Annotated in this window: 21 protein-coding genes and 1 pseudogene; 13 read left to right on the forward strand and 9 right to left on the reverse strand. The window is 72.4% G+C overall.

The features are described 5' to 3' along the window. The first annotated feature begins 25 nt into the window (after positions 1 to 25). The 7 genes from QSK45_RS13460 (at position 26) to QSK45_RS13490 (ending at position 7,987) form a co-directional block, all read left to right on the forward strand. Positions 26 to 682 carry an SCO family protein gene (locus QSK45_RS13460; protein WP_285556476.1) on the forward strand — a complete coding sequence of 219 codons (657 nt, stop codon included), beginning with the start codon at positions 26 to 28 and terminating at the stop codon, positions 680 to 682. Beyond that, the gene (locus tag QSK45_RS13465) at positions 679 to 1,137 is read left to right on the forward strand and encodes a copper chaperone PCu(A)C (RefSeq protein WP_285556478.1); all 459 of its coding nucleotides are present in this window, start codon (positions 679 to 681) and stop codon (positions 1,135 to 1,137) included. Before QSK45_RS13460 ends, QSK45_RS13465 begins: the two co-directional genes overlap by 4 nt. 14 nt (positions 1,138 to 1,151) lie before the next feature. Next, entirely contained in the window at positions 1,152 to 3,056 is a 1,905-nt protein-coding gene (locus tag QSK45_RS13470; protein WP_285556479.1) for a copper resistance CopC/CopD family protein, read from the forward strand. A gap of 8 nt (positions 3,057 to 3,064) precedes the next feature. Then, complete coding sequence (gene efeB, locus QSK45_RS13475) at positions 3,065 to 4,339, forward strand: iron uptake transporter deferrochelatase/peroxidase subunit (RefSeq protein WP_285556480.1); 1,275 nt, start codon at positions 3,065 to 3,067, stop codon at positions 4,337 to 4,339. Between the two features lie 136 nt (positions 4,340 to 4,475). Further along, positions 4,476 to 5,408, forward strand: a complete 933-nt coding sequence (pheA, locus tag QSK45_RS13480) for a prephenate dehydratase (RefSeq protein ID WP_285556481.1) — start codon at positions 4,476 to 4,478, stop codon at positions 5,406 to 5,408. Between the two features lie 507 nt (positions 5,409 to 5,915). Continuing rightward, positions 5,916 to 7,193, forward strand: a complete 1,278-nt coding sequence (gene serS / locus QSK45_RS13485; protein WP_285556483.1) for a serine--tRNA ligase — start codon at positions 5,916 to 5,918, stop codon at positions 7,191 to 7,193. After that, the gene (locus tag QSK45_RS13490; protein ID WP_285556485.1) at positions 7,190 to 7,987 is read left to right on the forward strand and encodes an HAD family hydrolase; all 798 of its coding nucleotides are present in this window, start codon (positions 7,190 to 7,192) and stop codon (positions 7,985 to 7,987) included. The genes serS and QSK45_RS13490 overlap by 4 nt, the downstream gene beginning before the upstream one ends. 42 nt (positions 7,988 to 8,029) lie before the next feature. Here the strand turns inward: QSK45_RS13490 and QSK45_RS13495 are convergent, their stop codons facing one another. From QSK45_RS13495 to QSK45_RS13515, 5 genes are all read right to left on the reverse strand, one after another. Next, positions 8,030 to 8,269 (reverse strand): SGM_3592 family protein, encoded by a 240-nt coding sequence (locus QSK45_RS13495; RefSeq protein ID WP_285556487.1) that lies wholly within the window; start codon positions 8,267 to 8,269, stop codon positions 8,030 to 8,032. An 83-nt stretch (positions 8,270 to 8,352) separates the two neighbouring features. Further along, positions 8,353 to 9,072 (reverse strand): ABC transporter permease subunit, encoded by a 720-nt coding sequence (locus tag QSK45_RS13500; RefSeq protein ID WP_285556490.1) that lies wholly within the window; start codon positions 9,070 to 9,072, stop codon positions 8,353 to 8,355. Positions 9,073 to 9,082: 10 nt separating this feature from the next. Then, positions 9,083 to 9,994 (reverse strand): ABC transporter ATP-binding protein, encoded by a 912-nt coding sequence (locus QSK45_RS13505; protein WP_285556491.1) that lies wholly within the window; start codon positions 9,992 to 9,994, stop codon positions 9,083 to 9,085. Continuing rightward, on the reverse strand, positions 9,991 to 10,899 hold the full coding sequence (locus tag QSK45_RS13510) for an ABC transporter permease (RefSeq protein WP_285556493.1): 909 nt from the start codon (positions 10,897 to 10,899) through the stop codon (positions 9,991 to 9,993). Before QSK45_RS13510 ends, QSK45_RS13505 begins: the two co-directional genes overlap by 4 nt. Beyond that, positions 10,889 to 11,866 carry an ABC transporter ATP-binding protein gene (locus QSK45_RS13515; protein ID WP_285557075.1) on the reverse strand — a complete coding sequence of 326 codons (978 nt, stop codon included), beginning with the start codon at positions 11,864 to 11,866 and terminating at the stop codon, positions 10,889 to 10,891. The genes QSK45_RS13510 and QSK45_RS13515 overlap by 11 nt, the downstream gene beginning before the upstream one ends. A gap of 245 nt (positions 11,867 to 12,111) precedes the next feature. Between QSK45_RS13515 and QSK45_RS13520 the strand changes: the two genes are divergently transcribed. The 4 genes and pseudogenes from QSK45_RS13520 to QSK45_RS13535 form a co-directional block, all read left to right on the forward strand. Further along, positions 12,112 to 12,954 carry a M24 family metallopeptidase gene (locus QSK45_RS13520; RefSeq protein ID WP_285556495.1) on the forward strand — a complete coding sequence of 281 codons (843 nt, stop codon included), beginning with the start codon at positions 12,112 to 12,114 and terminating at the stop codon, positions 12,952 to 12,954. Then, positions 12,951 to 14,708, forward strand: coding sequence for an SDR family oxidoreductase (locus tag QSK45_RS13525; protein WP_285556496.1), 1,758 nt, complete (start codon positions 12,951 to 12,953; stop codon positions 14,706 to 14,708). Before QSK45_RS13520 ends, QSK45_RS13525 begins: the two co-directional genes overlap by 4 nt. 160 nt (positions 14,709 to 14,868) lie before the next feature. Beyond that, the gene (locus QSK45_RS13530; RefSeq protein ID WP_285556498.1) at positions 14,869 to 15,417 is read left to right on the forward strand and encodes an RNA 2'-phosphotransferase; all 549 of its coding nucleotides are present in this window, start codon (positions 14,869 to 14,871) and stop codon (positions 15,415 to 15,417) included. A 55-nt stretch (positions 15,418 to 15,472) separates the two neighbouring features. After that, positions 15,473 to 15,697: pseudogene (locus QSK45_RS13535) on the forward strand (LLM class flavin-dependent oxidoreductase); the annotation flags it as partial. A 137-nt stretch (positions 15,698 to 15,834) separates the two neighbouring features. Here QSK45_RS13535 and QSK45_RS13540 read toward each other — a convergent pair. Genes QSK45_RS13540 through QSK45_RS13550 form a run of 3 tightly spaced genes read right to left on the reverse strand, consistent with a single transcriptional unit; the run spans position 15,835 to position 17,481 of the window. Then, entirely contained in the window at positions 15,835 to 16,011 is a 177-nt protein-coding gene (locus QSK45_RS13540) for a hypothetical protein (RefSeq protein ID WP_490993560.1), read from the reverse strand. An 8-nt stretch (positions 16,012 to 16,019) separates the two neighbouring features. Then, a complete protein-coding gene (locus QSK45_RS13545; protein WP_285556500.1) occupies positions 16,020 to 17,228 on the reverse strand; it encodes a hypothetical protein in 1,209 nt (402 codons plus the stop codon). 52 nt (positions 17,229 to 17,280) lie between these two features. Further along, on the reverse strand, positions 17,281 to 17,481 hold the full coding sequence (locus QSK45_RS13550) for a hypothetical protein (RefSeq protein ID WP_285556502.1): 201 nt from the start codon (positions 17,479 to 17,481) through the stop codon (positions 17,281 to 17,283). Between the two features lie 150 nt (positions 17,482 to 17,631). On the opposite strand from QSK45_RS13550, the gene QSK45_RS13555 reads away from it, so the two are divergent. Further along, complete coding sequence (locus QSK45_RS13555; RefSeq protein WP_285556504.1) at positions 17,632 to 18,525, forward strand: LLM class flavin-dependent oxidoreductase; 894 nt, start codon at positions 17,632 to 17,634, stop codon at positions 18,523 to 18,525. Positions 18,526 to 18,616: 91 nt separating this feature from the next. Then, a complete protein-coding gene (locus QSK45_RS13560; RefSeq protein ID WP_285556505.1) occupies positions 18,617 to 19,504 on the forward strand; it encodes an HAD hydrolase family protein in 888 nt (295 codons plus the stop codon). Between the two features lie 41 nt (positions 19,505 to 19,545). Here QSK45_RS13560 and cydD read toward each other — a convergent pair whose 3' ends face one another. Further along, entirely contained in the window at positions 19,546 to 23,067 is a 3,522-nt protein-coding gene (gene cydD / locus QSK45_RS13565; protein ID WP_285556508.1) for a thiol reductant ABC exporter subunit CydD, read from the reverse strand. Positions 23,068 to 23,077 lie beyond the last annotated feature (10 nt).

Genomic DNA, 23,077 nt, shown 5'->3' on the forward strand with positions numbered 1-23,077 from the left:
GTTCTCACATCTGGGACATTTCTCTATGCGCAAGAAGACGTTCGCCGCGGCCGCGCTGCTCGCCGCCGCCACCCTGACCCTGTCCGCCTGCGGTGGCCAGGAGTCCGACCGGTCGCCGGTCTCCTCGCTCTCGCAGGAGTCCGGCAGCAGCGGCCCCGCCACCGTCCTCGACCAGCCCTGGGACAAGCCCGGCCTGGTCCTCACCGACACCCACGGCAAGAAGTACGACCTCCGCAAGGAGACCCAGGGTCACCCGACCCTGCTCTACTTCGGCTACACGCACTGCCCCGACATCTGCCCGACGACCATGAGCAACATCGCCGTCGCCGCCCAGAAGTCGCTCACCCCGGCCCAGCGCGACGACCTGCGGGTCGTGTTCGTCACCACCGACCCCGGCCGGGACACCCCGGCCGCACTCGGCAGCTGGCTCAAGGGCATCGACCCCCGGTTCATCGGCCTGACCGGCGACTTCAAGACCGTCCAGGCCGGCGCCCGCTCGGTCGGCATCACGGTCGAGCCGACGACGAAGGACAAGAACGGCAAGCTCGTCTCCGTCCACGGCACCCAGGTCGTCGTCTTCTCGCCGAAGACGAACGCCGGTTACGTCCTCTACGGAGAGAACGCCACGGTCGACGACTACATCAAGGACCTGCCCAAGCTCGTCAAGGGGGCCAAGCCGTGAGCCGCCCCGCCGTCCTGGCGGCCGCCGCCGCCCTCACCGGCGCGCTCGCGCTCACGGGCTGCTCCGGGTCCGGCACCTCGAAGGCCGAACTGTCGGTGAGCGGCTCGTACATGCCGCAGCCGGTCTCCGCCGACATGGCCGCCGGCTTCCTGACGATCACCAACAAGGGCGGTACGAAGGACGAGCTGACCTCGGTGTCCAGCGACGCCGCCGGCCAGGTCACCATGCACAGCACCATGGGCGGCGAGATGCGGGAGCACTCCTCCTTCGCCATACCCGCCCATGGCCGGCTCGTCTTCAGAAGCGGTGGCAACCACCTGATGTTCGAGCAGCTGCGGCACAGGCCGCGGCAGGGCCAGACGGTCGAGCTGAAGCTCACCTTCGCCAAGAGCGGTCCGCTCACCGTCGAGATGCCGGTGAAGTCCGCCACGTACCACCCGACGACCGGCCACTGAGGGAAGGGACCACCGTGACCCGGACCACCACCCCCCGCCTGCGGACCCTGGTGCTGCTGCTCCTCGCCACCACCGGCGCACTGCTCGCGGGCGCCGGACCGGCCGCCGCGCACGCGGCGCTGACCGGCAGCGACCCCGCGCAGGGGGTGGTGGTTCGGCAACCGCCCGCCCGGGTCTCGCTCACCTTCTCCGAGAAGGTGGCGGTGAACGACGACTCGCTGCGCGTCCTCGACCCCGGGGGCAGGGCCGTCCAGACCGGCGCGCCCGCCAACGTGAGCGGGACGACCTACGCCGTACGGCTCAAGGGCGGCCTGGGCAAGGGCACGTACACGGTCACCTACGAGGTCGTCTCCGCCGACAGTCATCCCGTCGCCGGCGCCTACACCTTCTCCATCGGGGCGCCCTCGCGGACCGTGGTTCCCGGTACCGGGCCGACCGTGGGCGGCGGGGTCGTCGGCGACCTCTACCAGGCCGGCCGGTACGTGTCGTACGCCGGCTTCATCGCGCTCGCGGGCGGCGCGGCCTTCGTGCTCGTCTGCTGGCGGCGCGGCGCGGGTGTCCGGGCCCTGCAACGGCTGGTCGTCGGCGGCTGGCTGGCGCTGACCGCGGGCACCCTGTGGCTGCTGCTCCTGCGCGGTTCGTACACCGGCTCCGGGAAGGTCGCCGACGTCTTCGACCTCGGGCTGCTCGGCCAGGTGCTGCAGACCAAGTCGGGGGCGGCGCTGGTCTCCCGGCTGCTGCTGCTCGCCGCCGCCGCGCTGTTCATCGCCGTCCTCTTCGGCTCGTACCAACGGCGCGAGGAGGGCGCGGAGAAGCGGGACCTGACCTTCGGGCTCGGGCTCGGGGGCGTGGTGGTCGCGGCGGGGCTCGCGAGCAGCTGGGCGATGGCCGAGCACGCATCGGTGGGGCTCCAGCCGGGCATCGCCATGCCGGTCGACGTCGTCCACCTGCTCGCCGTCGCCGCCTGGCTGGGCGGGCTCACCGCGCTGCTGGTCGCCCTCTACCGGGCGCCCGCGGAGACGCCTGTCGAGGCCGCCGCCGTACGCCGCTTCTCCCAGCTGGCCTTCGGCTCCGTGCTCGTCCTCGTCGCCACCGGCGTCTACCAGTCCTGGCGCCAGCTCGGCTCCTGGTCCGCCTTCACCGACACCCGGTACGGGCAGCTGCTGCTGGCCAAGATCGCCCTGGTGGCGGTCATGGTGGGCATCGCGTCGGTGTCCAGGCGGTGGACGGGGCGGCTCGCGGATCAGGGCGCGGAGGGGGAGGAGGGCAGGCGCACGGAGGGGTCCGGGAGGGAGCCCGTCACCGCGGCGAAGGCGGCCGGGCAGGAGACGGCCGCCGCGGACGACTCCCCCCGCGCCGCCCAGCTCGCCCGGCAGCGGGCCGCGGTGGACGCCGCCCGGCGGAAGCGGCTGCGGGACGGCGACGCGGAACGCTTCGGGCTGCGCCGCTCGGTGCTCGCCGAGGCCGCCGTCGCGGTCGTCCTGCTCGCCGTCACCACCGCGCTGACGCAGACCGAGCCCGGCCGCACCGAGCAGGAGGCCAGGGCCGCCACCGGCTCCGTCACGGCGCCCACGAACGGCACCGTGAGCCTGAACCTGCCCTTCGACACGGGCGGCGCGAACGGCAAGGGCGTGGTCGCCCTCGACCTCGACCCCGCCCACGCGGGCGCCAACGAGCTGCACCTCTTCGTCCGCACGCCCGGCGGGCAGCCCTTCGACGTCCCCGAGGTGAGGATCGCCCTCACCCTGGAGGCCAGGAAGATCGGCCCGCTCACCGTGTCCCCCGAGCACATCACCACCGGCCACTGGTCGGCGGACGGGGTGCAGATCCCGATGGCCGGTGACTGGAAGGTCGCCGTCACCGTGCGCACCTCCGACATCGACGAAGTGACCGTCTCCAAAAACGCGCAGATCGGCTGAGACAGACCATGACCGACCAGTCCACCCAGCAGGCCCGTACCCCCGAGGCCCCGGCGCCCGAGCCCCGCTCCGGGGGCGTGACCCGGCGCACCCTGCTCGGCACCGCGGGCGCCACCGGGCTGGTGCTCGGCGCGGCGGGCGGAGCCGCCGGTTACGCCGCCGCGCCCGCCCCGGCCACCCCGCTCACCTCGGTGGGCTCCGACCGCGCGATGTTTCACGTGAAACACCAGCCCGGCATCACCGAGGCCCTCCAGGCGTGCGGCCACCTCATCGCCTTCGACCTGGCGGCGGGTGCGGGCCGAAAGGAGGCGGCGGCCCTGCTGCGCCGCTGGTCGACGACGGCCGAGCGGCTGATGGCGGGCGAGCCGGCCCCGCACGACGACACCGACGTGTCGCGGGACGCGGGCCCCTCCTCCCTGACCGTCACCTTCGGCTTCGGGCACAGCTTCTTCGCCCGTACCGGTCTGGAGAAGCAGCGGCCCGCCGCCCTCGACCCGCTGCCGGACTTCTCCTCCGACCGCCTCGACAAGGCACGCGGTGAAGGCGACCTGTGGGTGCAGATCGGCGCGAACGACGCCCTGGTCGCCTTCCACGCCCTGCGCGCGATCCAGAAGGACGCCGGGGCCGCCGCGCGGGTGCGCTGGCAGATGAACGGCTTCAACCGCACCCCGGGCGCCACCGCCCGGCCGATGACGGCCCGCAACCTCATGGGCCAGATCGACGGCACCGGCAACCCCAAGCCGACGGACGCCGCCTTCGCGCAGCAGATCTTCGTGCCCCCCACCGGCGAGCCCGCGTGGATGGCGAACGGCTCCTACGCCGTCGTGCGCCGCATCCGCATGCTCCTGGACGACTGGGAGAAGCTGTCCGTGTCCGCCCAGGAGCAGGTCATCGGGCGCCGCAAGGCCGACGGCGCGCCGCTGACCGGGGGGCACGAGACGACACCGATGGACCTGGAGAAGGCCGACGCCAAGGGCGACTACGTCATCGCGCTCAACGCGCACGCGCGGATCACCCGGCCGGACAAGAACGGTGGCGCGGCGATGCTGCGGCGTCCTTTCTCGTACCACGACGGCATCGACGCGGACGGGACGCCGGACGCCGGGCTGCTCTTCGTGTGCTGGCAGGCCGATCCGCTGCGCGGTTTCGTGCCGGTGCAGCGCAAACTCGACCGGGGCGACGCGCTGTCGCGCTTCATCCGGCACGAGGCGAGCGGACTGTTCGCGGTGCCGGGCGGGGCGGGGAAGGGCGAGTACGTGGGGCAGCGGTTGCTGGAGGGGTGAGCCGAGCCCTCGCCCGATCCAGCCCCTGCCCGACCATCCCTCGACTCCGCGGAATTTCCGGGGTCAAACCACCCGGTCGAGTGGTCATCTTGAGACACCTGAGCTACGACGGCCCGCGGCCATTAGGGTGAGGACCATGCCAGCGAGCTATGCGTATCTCGGTCCCGAGGGCACCTTCACCGAGGTGGCCCTGCGGACGTTGCCGGAGGCGGCCACCCGGGCGCTGACCCCTTACGTGTCGGTGCAGTCCGCGCTGGACGCGGTACGGGCCGGCGAGGCCGAGGCCGCGTTCCTGCCGATCGAGAACTCGGTCGAGGGCGGCATCACCGCCACCCTGGACGGCCTGGTCGCGGGCGAGCCGCTGATGATCTACCGCGAGGTGCTGCTGTCCATCACCTTCGCGCTGCTCGTCCGGCCGGGCACCGGGCTCGCCGACATCAAGACGGTGTCCGCCCACCCCGCGGCCCAGCCGCAGGTGCGCAACTGGTTGAAGGCCAACCTCCCGGACGCCGTCTGGGAGTCGGCCGCCTCGAACGCGGACGCGGCCCGGCTGGTCCAGGAGGGCCGGTACGACGCCGCCTTCGCGGGCGAGTTCGCCGCCGCCCGGTACGGCCTGGAGGCCCTGGAGACCGGGATCCACGACGCGGAGAACGCGCAGACCCGGTTCGTGCTGGTCGGCCGCCCGGCGCGGCCCGCCGCGAAGACCGGCGCCGACAAGACCTCGGTGGTGCTGTGGCAGCGCACCGACCACCCCGGCGGGCTGCGCGACCTGCTCGGCGAGTTCGCCTCGCGGGGGATCAACCTGATGCTGCTCCAGTCCCGGCCGACCGGCGCGGGCATCGGCAATTACTGCTTCTGCGTGGACGCCGAGGGCCACATCTCCGACCGGCGGATGGCGGCGGCGCTCATGGGCCTGAAGCGGCTCTGCCTCGAGGTGCGCTTCCTCGGCTCGTACCCACGCGCCGACATCCAACCGGGCCAGGCACGGCCGGTGCGGCCGGGGACCTCCGACGAGGAGTTCATGCAAGCCGCGGACTGGGTGGCGCGCTGCCAGGACGGCCGCTTCTAGTTATCCACAAGAGTTATCCACAGGTGCCCTTCTCGACCTGGGGACAAGTCGACAGCGAAGCGCGACCTGGTCGACAAATCGCCCCGCAGTACACAGACAGGGCAACCGTCACCTGACTCACCCTTCGTCCACCCGTTTCCTTCGGTTCATCTTTCGGGGCGACCGTTTTCCACCCGATAGTGGGCGTCGATCCACTTTGGACAGGGAATTCTGCACGTCACCCGACGGATCCGGAGTGATCAATTCCTGCATCCACAGAACTTCCCCACACCCTGTGGATAACTCTCCGAGGGGTGTGGATTTCTGTGGACAACCGCGCCGCCAAGTTCCGGTCTCCACAAGGAATTCGGGTCAACCGCCCACCCGGAGCGTGCTCCGTCCCAGGGAGTGAGACACTTTCCCTTGACGCGGCTGGCAATTAGCGCATAACGCACGGTAAGCCGCAAATCGAGGCGCTCCGTAATAGTGATTCGTGAGCGGCTTCCCCGCACCGGTAGCCTTGGCCCTGTGATTGACCTTCGCCTGCTCCGTGAGGACCCCGACCGTGTGCGCGCGTCCCAGCGCGCCCGTGGAGAGGACGTCGCGCTCGTCGACTCCCTCCTGTCTGCCGACGAGCGGCGCAGGTCTTCCGGCGTCCGCTTCGACGAACTGCGTGCCGAGCAGAAGCAGCTCGGCAAGCTGATCCCCAAGGCCTCCGCCGACGAGAAGGCCGAGCTGCTCAAGCGTGCCGAGCAGCTCAAGGCCGATGTCAAGGCCGCCGACACCGAGCGCGACGCGGCCGACGCCGAGACCCAGGAACTGCTGCTCCGGCTCGGCAACCTCGTCCACCCCGACGTGCCCGTCGGCGGCGAGGAGGACTTCGTCACCCTGGAGACGCACGGCACCATCCGCGACTTCGGTGCCGAGGGCTTCGAGCCCAAGGACCACCTGGAGCTGGGCCAGCTGCTCGGCGCGATCGACGTCGAGCGCGGCGCCAAGGTCTCCGGCTCCCGCTTCTACTTCCTCACCGGCGTCGGCGCCCTGCTGGAGCTGGCCCTGGTGAACGCCGCGATGGCCCAGGCCACCGCGGCCGGCTTCACCCCGATGCTGACCCCCGCGCTGGTCCGTCCGCAGTCGATGGCCGGCACCGGCTTCCTCGGCCAGGCCGCGCAGGACGTGTACCACCTCGACAAGGACGACCTGTACCTGGTCGGCACCTCCGAGGTGGCGCTCGCGGCCTACCACATGGACGAGATCCTCGACGCCGACAAGCTGCCGCTGCGCTACGCGGGCTTCTCGCCCTGCTTCCGCCGCGAGGCCGGTTCGCACGGCAAGGACACCCGGGGCATCTTCCGCGTGCACCAGTTCGACAAGGTCGAGATGTTCTCGTACGTCGACCCCGCGGACTCCCAGGCCGAGCACCAGCGCCTGCTGGAGTGGGAGAAGCAGTGGCTGACGTCGCTGGAGCTGCCGTTCCGCGTGATCGACGTCGCCTCCGGTGACCTCGGCTCCTCCGCGGCCCGCAAGTTCGACTGCGAGGCGTGGATCCCGACCCAGGGCAAGTACCGCGAGCTGACCTCGACCTCGGACTGCACCGAGTTCCAGTCCCGGCGCCTGTCCATCCGTGTCCGCGACGGCAAGCAGGTCAAGCCGCTCGCCACGCTCAACGGCACGCTGTGCGCCGTACCGCGCACCATCGTCGCCATTCTGGAGAACCACCAGCAGGCCGACGGCTCCGTCCGGATCCCCGAAGTGCTGCGCCCCTTCCTGGGCGGCCGGGAGGTCCTGGAGCCGGTGGCCGGGTGAGCTTCCCCTACGGGCTCGTCGCGACCGACCTCGACGGGACACTGCTGCGCTCCGACGGCTCGATCTCCCAGCGCACCCGTGACGCGCTCGCCGCGGCCACCGCGGCGGGCGCGGCGCACATCGTCGTCACCGGCCGGGCCGTTCCCTGGACCCGTCACATCCTCGACGACCTCGGCTACGACGGCCTCGCGGTCTGCGGCCAGGGCGCACAGGTGTACGACGCCGGGGCGCACCGCCTGCTGACGTCCGTCACCCTGGACCGTCGGCTGGCGGGCGTGGCGCTGGCCAAGATCGAGGCCGAGGTCGGTCCGCTGCACCTCGCGGCGAGCCGGGACGGGCTGGACGGCGAGGTACTCGTGGGTCCCGGGTACGCCGTCGCGGGGCCGCTTCCCGCGGTCCCCTTCACCGACGTGTCCGATCTCTGGGCGGCGCCGCTGAACAAGATCTACATACAGCATCCGACGCTGGGCGACGACGAACTGGCGGAGGCGGCCCGGCAGGCGGCCGGCGGTTTCGTCTCGGTCGCGATGGCCGGCGCGGGCATCGTGGAACTCCTCCCGCTCGGCCTTTCCAAGGCGACGGGTCTCTCCCTGGCCGCGCGTCGGCTCGGCTTCAGGGCGGCGCACACGATCGCCTTCGGCGACATGCCGAACGACATCCCGATGTTCGGCTGGGCCGCCCGGGGCGTGGCGATGGCCAACGCCCACGAGGAACTGAAGGCCGTGGCCGACGAGGTGACGTCCTCGAACGAGGAGGACGGCATCGCGGCGGTACTCGAACAGCTGCTGTCGTAGCCGGGGCCGACGGCACCCGCACCGCCCGGCCACGGCACCGGATCACCGCCGCCGGCGCCGGCCCCGGCGGCGGGCCTTGCTGAAGAACCACCCCGCCGGAGGCTCGTCGGAGCGCCAGGGCTGCGGCTCGGGAGCCTCCGCGCGCCAGCGGGCCGCCAGCATCCGCGCCCGAGCCGACGGCTCGGACGCCTCCGCGGCCCGCACGAAGTCCTCGTCCAGGACCAGCCCCTCGAAGGCGTCCCCCTCACACGCCCCGCCACCCCCCGGTATCTCCTCCGTCATCCCCGGCCTCCTAGCCGTATGTCACGATTGACCCAGTCTGCCCGGCCGGAGATGAGGTCCCCGTCAAGATCGCGCGGCGGCGCTCACTCCTCCCCCGCCAGCTTCAGCGAGCGCAGTTTCTGTCCCGCGTACCAGGTCGCCAGCACGGTCACCGCCACCAGCAGCACCACCGCCGTCGTCAGCCCGACCTCGGACGTGACCAGGTCGCCCCCGGCCACCTTGTGCGCGACCGCGAGCGCCCACTGCTGGACGCTCAGCGTGCGCGCCCCCGGTACCAGGGAGCCGAAGAGGGCCTCCCAGACCAGCGCGTACACGAGCCCGAAGACCACCGCGTGCCGGGACACCGTGCCGAGCAGCAGGAACAGCGCGGAGTAGGCGATGGAGGCGACCAGCGCGGCCACCGTGTAGGCGACGGCGATCTGCTGGCCGTTGCCGTTGAGGATCAGCCCCGCGATCATCGTGGGCACGGCGGAGAACACCATGGTCACCGCGATGGCCACGATCAGCTTGGTGAAGATGATCGCGGGCCGCTTCAGGGGTTTGGCCAGCAGGTAGACGACAGAGCCGTCGTCGATCTCCGGACCGATCGCACCCGTGCCCGCGATGACACCGATGATCGGCACCATCGTGGCGAGCGCGAACCCGCCGAGCACGTCGGCCGCGGTCTGGTCGTCGGCGCCGCTGAGGGCGCGCACGGCAACGGAGATCACGATGAGCAACAGCGGCAGCGCGCCGAGGATGAGGGCCCGGCGACGGCCGAGCAGGGCCCGGTAGGTGAGCCGGGCGACGGTGGGGTCGTACATCTTCGGCCTCCTACGCCGCGACCAGGTACGAGAACACGGACTCCAGGGACTCGTCCGACGGCGAGACCGTGAGCAGCCGGATGCCGTGGTCCCTGGCGACCTTCGGCAGCAGAGTGGTGAAGCGGCCGAAGTCGACGGCCTGGACACGCAGCGCGCCCTCGGCGTGGTCGACCTCGATGCCGGACGTGGACGGGTCGGCGATCAGCGCGGCCGCGAGGGCCCGGTCGTCGCTGGAGCGCACCAGGTAGCGGTGCGGGCGGTCGGTCATCAGGCGGCGGATCTTCCGGTAGTCGCCGCTGGCCGCGTGCCGCCCGGCGACGACGACCTCGATGTGCCGGGCGAGCTGCTCGACCTCCTCCAGGATGTGCGAGGAGAAGAGCACGGTGCGGCCCTCGTCGCCCATCTTCCGCAGCAGGCCCATCAGTTGCATGCGCTGGCGCGGGTCCATGCCGTTGAACGGCTCGTCCAGCAGGAGCAGCGACGGCTCGTGCACCAGGGCGCTCGCCATCTTCACGCGCTGGCGCATGCCCTTGGAGTAGGTGGCGATCTTCCGGTCCTGGGCGTACTCCATCTCGACCGTGGCCAGGGCCTTCCGGGCGGCCTCGTCGCCGAGTCCGTGCAGCTCCGCGTTGGCCACGACGAACTCGCGCCCGGTGAGGAAGTCGTACATCGCCTCCCGCTCGGGGACGATGCCGATGTGCCGGTAGATCTCCTCGTTGCGCCACACCGGCCGCCCGTCGAGGGTGACCGTGCCGGTGGAGGGGGCGAGGAAGCCGCCCATCATGTTGATCAGTGTGGACTTCCCGGCGCCGTTCGGGCCGAGCAGGCCGGTCACCCCGGGACCGATGGTCATGGTGATGTCGTTGACGGCGACCACGTTGCCGAACCAGCGGGAGACGTGGTCGAGGCTGAGGGTCGTCACAGGCCCACCTTCTTGTAGCGGCGCAGCAGGAGGCCGTAGCTGCCGGCGATCAGTGCGAGGGTGACGAGGACGTAGACGATGCCCTCTGCGGTCGAAGGAGCGACCCCTCCGGGGTTCCGGGCGGTGGCGCCCAGGAAGGCCGACTGCACGCCGTCGATCAGGGTGACCGGCGAGAACAGTCCGATCCACGGGATGGCGCCCGAGTGCCCCTGGACCTCCGCGATGGCCTGGAGGGTGGAGACCGCCCCGTACGTGATGACCAGTACGGCGATCACGGCCGCGATGCCGAAGCCGCGGCGCGGGGTGACGGCGGCGATGACCAGGCCGATGCCGGCGAAGAGCAGGGAGAGCAGGGCCACGGAGACCAGTCCCTCGGCGAATTCCTTCGTCTGGTGGGCGAAGCCCAGCTTGGACAGCAGCGCCCCCACGTACATCACCAGCAGGGGAGCGGCGGTGAGGATGAAGATCGCCGAGGCGAGCGCGGCGAACTTGGCGCGCACGTAGTCGGCGGTCTCGATGGGCCGCGAGAAGTACAGCGGCACCGTCTTGAAGCGGAGGTCGCGGGAGACGGCCTGGGGCGCCTGCGAGGCGACGTACAGGCTGATGACGGCCTGGAGCATGATCGCGTACCGCGTGTAGGCGACCGGCAGTTCGTGCGCCTTGGTGGCGACGGCGACGGCGACCATGATGGCGGCGGGCACGCACATCACCGCGAACAGCAGCATGGGCAGCGCCTTGGACTTCACCGAGCGGCCGAGGCCGTAGGCGCCGCGCAGGGACTGCGAGTACAGGGAGCGGCGGGCGTAGGCGCGGCCGAGGCGCGGGCCGTCGTAGCCGCGGTAGCCGATGTCGTGGATCCGGGTCGTCTCGCCCGGGGGCGAGGTCAGGGGCTGCTCAACCGCCATGGCCGACGGCCTCCTTCCGCTGCTCGTCGCTGTCGCCGGTGCCGTTGGTGAACACCTCGGAGATGTGGTGCCGGCGCTGCTCCATGCGGACCAGGCCGAGCCCGAGGTCGGCGACCACGTCGCGCACCAGGTCGTACGTCTGTTCACCCGCGGCGGTCAGCAGCAGGATGTGGCCCGCGCCGGGCAGGCCCGCGCCCTCGTGGTGGATCTCCACCCCGCGCCCCAGCAGCGCCTCGCGGACGGCCCGGGTGCCGTCGGGATGGGTGTCGCTGTCGGTGACCTCGATCGCGAGCGTGGTCGTGGTCTGCGTGAAGTCGGTGGTGGAACTGGAGCGCAGCAGCTTGCCGCCGTCGATGACGACCACGTGGTCGCAGGTCCGCTCCAGCTCGCCCAGCAGGTGCGAGGTGACCAGCACGGAGATGCCGAAGTCGGCGTGCACACGGCGGATCAGGCCGAGCATCTCGTCGCGGCCGACCGGGTCGAGGCCGTTGGTCGGCTCGTCCAGGAAGACCAGCTTGGGGTCGTGCACCAGGGCCTGCGCGAGCTTCACGCGCTGCTTCATGCCGGTGGAGTAGCCGCCGATGGGGCGGTAGCGCTCCTCGTAGAGGCCGACATGGCGCAGGGTGTCCGCGGTGCGCTCGCGCGCGGCCGTGGGCGGCAGCCCGGACATGCGGGCCATGTGCACCACGAACTCGGTCGCCGAGACGTCCGGCGGCAGGCAGTCGTGCTCCGGCATGTAGCCGACCCGTTCGCGGATGGCGGCGCCCTCGGTGGCGATGTCCAGGCCGAGCACCCGGGCGCTGCCCTCGGTGGCGGGGGACAGCCCCAGCAGGATTTTGATCAGGGTGGACTTGCCGGCGCCGTTGGCTCCGACGAGTCCGGTCACCCCGGGCCCGATGTCCACGGACAGCCGGTCGAGCGCGGTCACCCGGGGGAACCGCTTGCTCAGGCTTTCGGTCGCGATCACAGTCACCCACCCGACGGTAGTGATCCCGGCCACGCCGGTCGTCAGACCACAGAGCCGTCTTCGGGTCCGACCCAGGTATTACGGCACCCTAGGGGCTGCCCGGCCCGAGGGGACACCCGGAGCCGTCCCCGGCCGGCACTCCCGCCTATTGACGCGACCTCTAACAACTGCGAGATTCTCCCCTGTCACGTTACGGACGCGTACCGCAGCCGACGTGACCCGGCCGGACCACGGGACGAGGCGGCATGACGACGGCAGTGAGCAGCGAACTCACCACGGAACTGCGGGGATTCAGATCGGTGCAGCGCCTCGCCTACGAGTGCGCGGAGGCGGTCGCCGCGCGCCTGGAGCCGGGCGTGACCGAGCGTGAGGCGGCGCGGATGCAGCGGGAGTGGCTGCGCGAGCGCGGGGTGCGGGACTGGTTCCATCTGCCCTTCGCCTGGTTCGGGGACCGCACGGCGTTCGTGGACTTCCGCGTCCCGCTGCAGTTCTTCCCCACCGACCGCGAGCTGGCGCCCGGGATGCCGTTCATCCTGGACATGGCCCCGGTGTACGAGGGATACACGGCGGACATCGGCTACTCCGGGTCCCTCGGGGCCGACCCCCTGCACGACCGGCTGATGGCCGACCTGGAGGCGCACCGCGAGCTGATCCTGCGCGAGACGCGCGAGCGGCGCTCCCTGCGCGAGATCTACGAGGACGTGGAGCGGCTGATGGTCCGTCAGGGCTGTGCCAACCGGCACCGCGCCTACCCCTTCGGCGTGATCGCCCACAAGGTGGACAGGGTGCGGGAACGCCGCTGGGCGCCCCACCTGTTCGGGTTCGGGACGCAGTCCCTGAAGGGCCTGGTCTCGGACGCGCTGCGCGGCCACCGCGAGGGCTGGTCCCCGCTGTGGTCGCCCCACCGCTTCTCGGACCACCCGCCGAAGCCGGGCCTGTGGGCGGTCGAACCGCACCTCGGCTTCCGGGGTACGGGGGCGAAGTTCGAGGAGATCCTCGTGGTCACCGACTCGAAGGACCCCGAGGAGAGCGCGTTCTGGCTGGACGACGACCTGCCGCACGTGCGGCGCTGGGCGGAGGAGAAGTGACGACGCTGAAGGGTGCGCGCGAGCGCACGGTGCGGACCGGCGGGATCGAGCTGTGCGTGGCCGAACTGGGCGACGCCCGGCAACCGACGGTGGTCCTGGTGCACGGCTATCCGGACAGCAAGGAGGTGTGGTCCGAGATGGCCCCGCGCCTCGCGGAGCGCTTCCACGTGGTGCTGTACGACGTCCGGGGACACGGCCGCTCCACCGCGCCGCGGCCACTGCGCGGCGGTTTCACGCTGGCCAAGCTCACGGACGACTTCCTGGCCGTGGTGGACGCGGTGAGTCCGGACCGCCCCGTGCATCTCGTCGGGCACGACTGGGGCTCGGTGCAGTCCTGGGAGTTCGTCACGGTCGGCCGTACCGAGGGCCGCATCGCCTCCTTCACCACGATCTCGGGGCCGTCCCTGGACCACTTCGGGCACTGGATCAAGGACCGCCTGAGGCGTCCGACGCCCCGCCGCGCGGCCCAGCTCCTCGGCCAGGGCGCCAAGTCCTGGTACGTGGGGATGCTGCACACCCCCGTCCTGCCGGAGGCGGCCTGGCGCGGCCCGCTCGGCAAGCGCTGGCCGGGGCTCCTGGAGCGGGCCGAGGGCGTCGCCGCGGGCGACTACCCGACCGCGTCCCTGCCCGGTGACGCGGCCCACGGCGCCTGGCTGTACCGGGACAACGTCCGCCCGCGGCTGAGCCACCCCCGCCCGGACGCGTACGCGCACGCGCCGGTGCAGCTGATCACGCCCCAGGACGACGCGTTCCTCTCCGAGCGGCTGTACGACGACCTGGACCGCTGGGTCCCGCAGCTGACCCGGCGCACGATCCCGGCCAAGCACTGGGTGCCGCGCACCCGGCCCGACCAGCTGTGCGCGTGGATCGAGGAGTTCGTGGCGTCGGTGGAGGGCGGCCGCCCCGAGCCGGGGGCGACCGGGCCCCACGCGGCCCGTTTCGGCGGGCAGCTGGTGCTGATCACCGGCGCGGGCAGCGGCATCGGCCGGGCGACGGCGTTCGCGTTCGCGGAGGCGGGCGCGCGGCTGGTGGCCGTGGACCGCGACGCGGAGGCGGCGGCCCGCACGGCGGAGCTGGCCCGGCTGATCGGCGCGCCCCAGGCGTGGGCCGAGACGGCGGACGTCTCCGACGAGCAGGCGATGGAGAAGCTGGCCGAGCGGGTCCACCGTGCGTACGGCGTGGTGGACGTGCTGGTCAACAACGCGGGCATCGGCCTGTCCGGGTCCTTCTTCGCCACGACCACCGAGGACTGGCGCACGGTCCTCGACGTCAACCTCTGGGGCGTGATCCACGGCTGCCGGCTGTTCGGGGCGCGGATGGCTGAGCGGGGGCAGGGCGGCCACATCGTGAACATCGCCTCCGCGGCCGCGTACCAGCCCTCCCGGGTCCTCCCCGCGTACAGCACCTCCAAGGCCGCGGTCCTCATGCTCTCGGAGTGCCTCCGCGCGGAACTGGCCTCCCGGTCCATCGGCGTCACGGCGATCTGCCCCGGCATCGTCAACACGAACATCACGTCGACGGCGCGTTTCGCCGGCGCGGACGAGACGGAGGAACGGCGCCTCCGGAAGAGTTCGGCCCGCCTGTACGGCCTGCGCGACTACCCTCCGGAGAAGGTGGCCTCCGCCGTCCTGGACGCGGTGGCCCGCAACCGGCCGGTGGTCCCGGTGACCCCGGAGGCCCGGGGCGCGCACGTCCTGTCGAGGGTGATGCCGGGGGCGCTGCGACGGCTGGCGCGGGTGGAACCGAAGCTGTGAGGCGTGGCGTTGGAGGTATGCCCTCCCAACTCCCCACCGGAGCGCCTCCGTTGTCCACAGAAGCACCCCGTCCCCCTGTGGATAAACGCAGTTGTCTGTGGATCAAACCTCCCGGCGAAATCGAGCTGCGTGATCCGCGTCTCTCCCACACCCTGAACCCATGGACGAAAGACGCGCGATCAAGATCTCGAAGTACCTCTCCCGGCACCTCCGCCACCAGCCGGCCCGCATCGGCCTCACCCCCGACCCCGCCGGCTGGGTCGACATCGGCACCCTGGTCACCGCGGCGAGGACCCACGGCTTCCCCTTCACCCGCGAGGAACTCGACACCGTCGTCGCCGCCGACGGCAAACAGCGCTTCACGATCGACGGCGCCAGGATCCGCGCCGCCCAGGGTCACAGCATCACCGTCGACCTCGGCCTCCCCCCGGCCACCCCACCGCCGTACCTCTTCCACGGCACCACCCCCCTCGCCCTGGCCCCGATCCGCGCGACCGGTCTCAAGCCGATGGGCCGGCACGCCGTGCACCTCTCGCCCGACCGCGACACCGCCACCCGCGTCGGCGCCCGCCGCGGCCGACCCGTCGTCCTCGGTGTCGACGCCGCCGCCATGCACCGCGACGGCCACGTCTTCCACGTCAGCGCCAACGGCGTGTGGCTGACCGCCGCGGTCCCGCCGCAGTACCTGCGCTTCCCCGCGGCCCACTGAGCACACGGTGCGACCGCTCGCTCCCCCGTGGCCCCGTCCGCTTGCCCTCGAACGCATGAGTCTGCGTCCGAGCACCGTGATCCTTCCGTACCGCCGCCGGCACGAGGGCGGCCGCGCCACCTGGGTCCGCGCCGAGCAGCTGGGCTTCCCCACGGCGTACACCCACGACCACCCGTCCTGGCGCAGCTTCCGCGACGGCCCCTGGTCCGGCGCCGTCCCCACCCTGACCGCCGCCGCGGCCGCCACCGAGCGGCTCCGCCTCGGCACCCTGGTCACCTCGGTCAAGCCTCGTTCACGAATCGCGGCCTGACCTGTGAAGACGTACGTCGGGCGGTGTTCACCCAGGCACGGCCCGGTCCTGCGAGATCCGGGCGGACAGCCCTTGGGAGTCCCGTACGACGGTCTCGATGCGGTGGTTCACGCGGCGCTCGCCGACTCCTCGTGCTCGGCCGCGCCGAAGATTCCGGCCTGGGCCGCGGCCGGCTCCTCGTCGGTGAACGCGCCGTGTTCCTCCTCGTAACGGCGCGGCTCCTCACCGAGCAGCTGGTGCCTGATACCGCGGTACGCGTGCTGTCTCTGCCGGTGCTTCCCCACGTACGAGCTCAGCGCCCTCCCGCACCGAGCAGCTCGCACAGACGGTCGCCGATCACGGACACCCCCGGGCGCGGGTCGCTCTCGTAGTACCAGGGCTTACGCCGACGCAGCAGCGCGTCGCCATGCTCGCTCCAGGTGAATGCCGGTTGCCGCAGGAGCTTTCGGAACACCGCGTCGGCGGTGTCCGGGTAGGCGGCGGCCAGACGGCGGATCGGCAGTGGCGTGATCGACTCCTCGCGGAGGTACGTGCGCAGCAGGTCCTGGTGCCGGCTGCGGCCCGTGCGGGCGGGGTCCGCGAAGAGGTCCCGCAGCATCCCGTAGTCGGCGTAGAAGTTGAGCCCGTCGACCTGGTCGTGGATGACGCCGATGGTCTCCGCGTCCGCGAGTTCGCGCGGGAACGCGAAGAGGGGCAGGTCCGGTCCGGGGAGCCGGCGACGCCGGGCACGGCCGGGCTGTGCGGCGACAGCGGCCTGCTGGCGGTGGCGGTAGTAGGCATTGAGGAGGCCCTCCGCTTCGGCAGGCGGAAGGACCAGCTCGTCGCCGCCGAAGAACTCGACGAACGCGGCCCGGTCCTCCCTCATCCGCTGCCACCCCTGCTCGATCTTCTGAGGGTTGCGGAAGACCAGCTCGGGCCGGCTGGTGGCCAGTTCGATTGCCGCCTGTGCGATGTCGGCGGCACTGGACCTCGGGTAGTACGACATCGCCCCGGACACCAGCCACGCTCCGCCGGCCGACGGAACGGGTACCAGGCAGGCGTGGAGGAATCCTCCCTTGGACACTCCGCGGAACGCAGCCCGCCCGACATTCGAGTAGGTGCGGTACTCCAGGTCGCTGATCAGGTCGAGCAGGACGACGGCATCCCCTTCCTTCCGCCGGACCTCGAAGATGCCCTCGACCGGATCACGCCAGCCGAGCAGCATCTCCCGGTCCGACGGGGTCAGGTCCTTCCGTCCGGCGACGAACCGGTCCACTACGGTCGAGCCGTCCGGCAGGCGGTGTCGCAGGATGAAGTGGTCGATGATCCTGATCGTCTCTCCCTCGTCCAGCAGTCGCTCAGGCCCAGCCGCCTCCAGCAGGAGGGGCGTCAACCAGCGGTCGAAACGGGCGCCCTGAGCGAAGGCGACCAGCTCACCCTTCAGCTCGGCACCGCGCTCGACGAGATCGGCCAGCGACGGCTCGGCGGCATCCTGACGCACGCCCTGCACGGCCTCGGTCACGTTCAGTCCTTCCGTACGAACCAGTTCCGCGTGAAGTGAGAGGTGTCCGGCCTCAACCGGCCCAGTGGCGGCACGCCTCGATCCACTGCGCCTCCTCGGGCACCGGGCTGGGCAGAGGCAGGGGCGGGAGACCGACGCCGCGCACCGTCACCTCCACGCCGAGAACCATGGTGGTGAAGGGCACATCGAGGTACTCCTCAAGCATGGTGAACAAGCCGGTCCGCTGCTCCTCGTCGCCGTAGGCGTCCACCATCGCCTCTTCTCATGGCCTCACATCGGCTCTGGCCAACGTGCTCATGACGCCACGGTAGCGACCTCCGCCGCGACACCGGCGCTGCTTCCCGAACCCGCGCCGCCGGCCGGCACATCGGTGGCCGCGGGAAGCCCGCGTATCGTCGGGGCCATGCGTCTGAGCACGGTGATCCTCCCCATCCACCGGTGGGCCGAAGGGCAGAAGACCTGGCGGCGGGCCGAAGACCTCGGCTTCCACGCCGCGTACACCTACGACCATCTCTCCTGGCGAAGTTTCCGCGACGGGCCGTGGTTCGGCGCGATCCCCACGCTGACGGCGGCAGCGATGGTTACGCAGCGTATGCGTTTGGGTACCCTGGTCACCTCCCCGAACTTCCGCCACCCGGTCACCCTCGCCAAGGAACTGATCTCCCTGGACGACATCTCGGGCGGCCGCGTCACCCTCGGCATCGGCGCCGGCGGCACCGGCTTCGACGCCACCGCCCTCGGCCAGGACCCGTGGACCCCGCGCGAGCGCGCCGACCGGTTCGCCGAGTTCGTGCCGCTGCTCGACCGGCTGCTCACCGAGGACGCGGTGTCGTACGAGGGCCGCTTCTACTCGGCGGGCGAGGCCCGGAACGTCCCCGGCTGCGTCCAGCGCCCCCGGCTGCCGTTCGCTGTCGCAGCCACCGGCCCGCGCGGCCTGAGGCTCGCCGCGCGCCACGGTCAGGCCTGGGTGACCACGGGCGACCCGAAGCTGTACGAGACCGGCACTCCGGAGCAGTCCGTGGCGGCGCTGCGCGACCAGCTCGCCCGGCTGACCGACGCCTGCGCGGAGGCCGGCCGGGACGCCGCCGGCATGGGCAAGATCCTGCTCACCGGCTTCACCCCGGACCGCGGCCGCCCGCTCGCCTCCCTGGACGCGTTCGTGGACTTCGCCGGCCGCCACCGGGACCTGGGCTTCACCGAGATCGTCCTCCACTGGCCCATCCCGGACTCCGACTTCGCCGCCGACCAGAAGGTCTTCGAGAAGATCGCCATGGAGGCCCTCGCGCAGCTGGACTGATGCGCCCGGAGACGACTCGTGGGGCGGTGGGGGCGACCGGAGCGTCATCTGTGTCTCATCTGTGCACAGTTCCGCACGCCCGTGCGGGCATATGCGCGAGAATGACCGGATGACCTCAGCGACCAGACAAGCCGGGACCCCCGCCGCCGCGATCCGCCCGCGGCTGATCGCCACCGACCTCGACGGCACCCTGCTGCACGACGACAAGTCGGTGTCCCCGCGGACCGTCGCCGCCCTGGCCGCCGCCGAGCAGGCGGGCATCGAGGTCTTCTTCGTCACCGGCCGCCCGGCCCGCTGGATGGACGTCGTCAGCGACCATGTGCACGGCCACGGGCTGGCCATCTGCGGCAACGGCGCGGCCGTGGTCGACCTGCACGGCGGCCCCGGCGCCCACCGCTTCACCAAGGTGCGCGACCTGGCCCGCGCCAACGCCCTGGACGCCGTACGGCTGCTGCGCGAGGCCGCGCCGGGCACGGTGTTCGCGGTCGAGCAGACGTACGGGTTCCACCAGGAACCCGCCTACCCCAAGCTGCACATGGAGGTGCCGGGCCACCTGCTGTCCGCGGAGGAACTGCTCGCGCCCGACGGACCGACCGCCGGACAGCCCGTGCTCAAGATCCTCGCCCACCACGCGGCCCTCGACCCCGACGCCTTCCTCACCCTGGCCCGGCTGGCCGTCGGTGAGCGCGCCACCGTCACCCGCTCCAGCCCCAGCGCCCTGCTGGAACTCAGCGGCCCCGGCGTCTCCAAGGCCAGCACGCTCGCCCTGTGCTGCGCCGAACGCGGCATCTCGCACGAGGAGGTCGTCGCGTTCGGGGACATGCCCAACGACATCGAGATGCTGACCTGGGCCGGCCGCTCGTACGCCATGGGCAACGCCCACCCCGACGCCGTCGCCGCCGCCTCCGGCCGAACGGCCGCCAACACCGAGGACGGCGTGGCGATCGTGATCGAGCAGCTGCTCGACCTGCACGGCTGAGCACGACCGCTCCGGCACCCGCCGCAGCGGGTGCCGGGGCGTCACCGCGAGCCCACCAGCGTCTCCGCCTCCGCCTCCCGGCGCACCATCTCGCGCAACGGACCGTCCACGACGGCCAGTTCCCCGTAGGGGCCCCGCTGCACGACGCGGCCCGCGTCGAGCACCAGCACCTCGTCCACCTCGTCAAGACCGGCGAGCCGGTGGGTGATGAGCAGGGTCGTACGGCCCTCGGTGGCGGCGAGCAGATCGGCGGTGAGGGCGTCGGCCGTGGGCAGGTCCAGGTGTTCGGCGGGCTCGTCGAGGACCAGCACGGGGAAGTCGGCGAGGAGCGCGCGGGCCAGCGCGAGCCGCTGCCGCTGGCCGCCGGACAGCCGCGCCCCGTGCTCGCCCACCAGCGTGTCCAGGCCGTCGGGCAGCCCGTCCACCCAGTCGAGCAGCCGGGCCCGGTCCAGCGCCCCGCGCAGCTCTGCCTCGGTGGCGTCCTTCCTGGCCAGCAGCAGGTTCTCGCGCACCGAACTGTCGAAGAGGTGCGCGTCCTGCGCGCACAGCCCGACCAGCCGCCGCACGTCGTCCCCGGCCAGCTCGCGGGCGTTCACCCCGGCGAGGGTGTAGGAGCCGGAGCGCGGGTCGAGGAAGCGCAGCAGTACCTGGGCGAGGGTCGTCTTGCCGGAGCCGGAGGCCCCGACCACGGCGATCCGGCGGCCCTGCTCCAGCGTCAGGTCGAGCCCGGCCAGCGCCTCCTGCCGCTGCCCCGCGTGCCGCGCGGTCAGTCCCTTGAGGACGACCGGGAACGGTGTCGCGGGTGCCTGCCGGGGCCGCTCGGGCTCGGACACCGGCTCGGGTGCGTCCAGCACCTCGCGCACCCGCTCCGCGCTGCGCCGCACCCGCTGCCGGTAGCGGACGGCGAGCGGCATCCCGAGCACGGCCTCGAACGCGGCCAGCGGGGTGAGCACGACGACGGCCAGCGCGACGCCGCCGAGCCGCCCCGCCGCCACCGCCTGGACGCCGAGCAACGCCATGGCCGTGACGGTCAGGCCGGAGACCAGCGCGGTGAGCCCGTCACCGAGCGCGGTGACGGCGGCGGCGCGCGAGGCGATCCGGGTCAGGGCGGTGTCCGCGCGCCGGGCCGCGCCGGTACGGGCGGGCAGCGCGCCGGCCACGGTCAGCTCGGCGGTGCCGGTGAGCAGATCGGCGACGCGGGTGGCGAGTTCGCCGCGGGCGGGTGCCAGCCGGCGTTCGGTGTGCCGGGCCGCGGTCGCGGTCACCAGCGGCACGCCGGCCCCGGCCGCGAGCAGGCCCACCGCGAGGGCGGCGCCCGCCTCGGGCAGCAGCCAGGCGGTGAAGCCGACGGTCGCGCCCGAGACGAGTACGGCGACGGAGGCGGGCAGCAGCCAGCGCAGCCAGTAGTCCTGGAGCGCGTCCACGTCCGCGACCAGCCGGGTCAGCAGATCACCGCGGCGGGCGGTGCGCAGCCCCGCGGGCGCGAGGCGTTCGAGCCGCCGGTAGACCGCGACCCGGGTGTCGGCCAGCATCCGCAGCACGGCGTCGTGCGAGACCAGCCGCTCGGCGTAGCGGAACACGGCCCGCCCGATCCCGAACGCCCGCGTCGCCGTCACCGCCACCATCAGGTACAGCACCGGCGGCTGCTGCGAGGCGCGCGAGATCAGCCACCCGGAGGTCGCCATCAACCCGACGGCACTCCCGAGCGCCATCCCCCCGAGCAGCCAGGCGAGCACCAGCCTCCCCCGCCGGGCCCCGGCCATCCCCCGGACCCAGCCGAGCACGCTCCGCGCCCGCTCCGATCCCTCCTGCCCTTCCGGCTCGGAGGGCTCCCCTTCCAGCGGGCCGTTCCGGGCGGCCAGGGGACGAGGCCGGGGATCCGGGGAGCGCGGTCCCGCGGAAGGCCCGGCGTACTCACGCGCGCCCACCGGTTCCGCGGAGTCCAGCCGCACCACCCGGTCGGCCACCTCCAGCAGCGCGGGCCGGTGCACGACCACCAGCACCGTCCGGCCGGCCGCCAGCCGGCGAACCGCCGAGACGACCTCCCCCTCGGTCGCCCCGTCCAACGCCGCCGTCGGCTCGTCCAGCACCAGCAGGGGCCGGTCCGCGAGGAACGCCCGCGCGAGAGCCAGCCGCTGCCGCTGCCCCGCCGACAGCCCGGCCCCGTCCTCCCCGAGTACCGTGCCGGCGCCCTCGGGCAGCGCGTCCACGAAGTCGAGCGCCCCCGCGTCCCGCAGCGCCCGGCGCACGGCGTCGTCGTCCGCGTCCGGCCGCGCCAGCCGCACGTTCTCGGCGATCGTCCCGGCGTACAGGTGCGGGCGCTGCGGCACCCACGCGATCCGCGACCGCCACTCCGCCATGTCCAGCTCGGCGAGATCGACGCCTCCGACCCGCACCCGGCCCGCGGCGGGCCGTACGAACCCCAGCAGCACGTCCAGCAGCGTCGACTTGCCCGCCCCGCTCGGCCCGACCAGCGCGACGGTCTCCCCGGGCTCGACGGTGAACGACACCTCGCCCACCGCGTCCGCGGACCGCCCGGGATACCGCACGGTGACCCCCTCGAAGGCCACCGCCCCCGACGGCACCGCGCCGGTCCCGGACACCGGCACCGGCGTCTCCAGCACCGCGAAGATCTCCTCCGCGGCGGCCAGCCCCTCCGCCGCCGCGTGGTACTGGGCCCCGACCTGGCGCAGCGGCAGATACGCCTCCGGCGCCAGCACCAGGATCACCAGCCCGATGTACAGATCCATGTCGCCGCGGACCAGCCGCATGCCGATCGTCACGGCGACCAGCGCCACCGACAGCGTGGCCAGCAGCTCCAGCGCGAAGGACGAGATGAAGGCGATCCGCAGGGTCCGCATGGTCGCCTGGCGGTACTCACCGGTGATCCGGCGGATGGACTCCGCCTGGGCCCTGGCCCGGCCGAACACCTTCAGTGTGGGCAGCCCCGCGACCACGTCCAGGAAGTGCCCGGACAACCGGGACAGCAGCCGCCACTGCCGGTCCGTCCGCGCCTGGGTGGCCCAGCCGATCAGCATCATGAACAGCGGAATGAGCGGCAGGGTGCCGACGATGATCGCCGCCGACACCCAGTCCTCGGTGACGATCCGCGCCAGCACCGCCACCGGCACCACCACCGCGAGCCCCAGCTGCGGCAGATAGCGTGAGAAGTAGTCGTCGAGGGCGTCGACCCCGCGCGTGGCGAGAGTGACCAGCGAGCCGGTGCGCTGTCCGCCGAGCCATCCGGGGCCGAGCGCCGCCGCCCGGTCGAGCAGGCGTCCCCGCAGCTCGGACTTCACCGCGGCGCTCGCCCGGTGGGCGGCCCGTTCGGTGAGCCACGCGACCAGCGCCCGGCCCGCGGACACCGCCACCAGGAGCAGCAGGGGGGTGGACAGTCCGGCGGCGGACCGTCCGTGCTGGAAGGCGCCGACGACCACCTCGGCGATGAGCATCGCCTGGGCGATGACCAGCCCGGCACCGACGGCGCCCAGGGCGACGACCGCCACCAGGAAGAAGCGGGTGGCACGGGCGTACCGCAGCAGACGAGGATCGACTGGTTTCACGTGAAACAGG

It is taken from the genome of Streptomyces hygroscopicus subsp. hygroscopicus (genome assembly GCF_030269125.1).
Lineage (GTDB): Bacteria > Actinomycetota > Actinomycetes > Streptomycetales > Streptomycetaceae > Streptomyces > Streptomyces hygroscopicus_C.

Excerpts from the sequence above, each read along its gene's own strand:
- QSK45_RS13500 (WP_285556490.1), bottom strand. The coding sequence starts at position 9,072 with ATGTACGACCCCACCGTCGCCCGGCTCACCTACCGGGCCCTGCTCGGC.
- QSK45_RS13550 (WP_285556502.1), bottom strand. The coding sequence starts at position 17,481 with ATGGTGGACGCCTACGGCGACGAGGAGCAGCGGACCGGCTTGTTCACC.
- QSK45_RS13510 (WP_285556493.1), bottom strand. The coding sequence starts at position 10,899 with ATGGCGGTTGAGCAGCCCCTGACCTCGCCCCCGGGCGAGACGACCCGG.
- QSK45_RS13495 (WP_285556487.1), bottom strand. The coding sequence starts at position 8,269 with ATGACGGAGGAGATACCGGGGGGTGGCGGGGCGTGTGAGGGGGACGCC.
- efeB (WP_285556480.1), top strand. The coding sequence starts at position 3,065 with ATGACCGACCAGTCCACCCAGCAGGCCCGTACCCCCGAGGCCCCGGCG.
- QSK45_RS13555 (WP_285556504.1), top strand. The coding sequence starts at position 17,632 with ATGCGTCTGAGCACGGTGATCCTCCCCATCCACCGGTGGGCCGAAGGG.
- QSK45_RS13560 (WP_285556505.1), top strand. The coding sequence starts at position 18,617 with ATGCGCGAGAATGACCGGATGACCTCAGCGACCAGACAAGCCGGGACC.
- QSK45_RS13530 (WP_285556498.1), top strand. The coding sequence starts at position 14,869 with ATGGACGAAAGACGCGCGATCAAGATCTCGAAGTACCTCTCCCGGCAC.
- QSK45_RS13460 (WP_285556476.1), top strand. The coding sequence starts at position 26 with ATGCGCAAGAAGACGTTCGCCGCGGCCGCGCTGCTCGCCGCCGCCACC.
- QSK45_RS13520 (WP_285556495.1), top strand. The coding sequence starts at position 12,112 with ATGACGACGGCAGTGAGCAGCGAACTCACCACGGAACTGCGGGGATTC.
- pheA (WP_285556481.1), top strand. The coding sequence starts at position 4,476 with ATGCCAGCGAGCTATGCGTATCTCGGTCCCGAGGGCACCTTCACCGAG.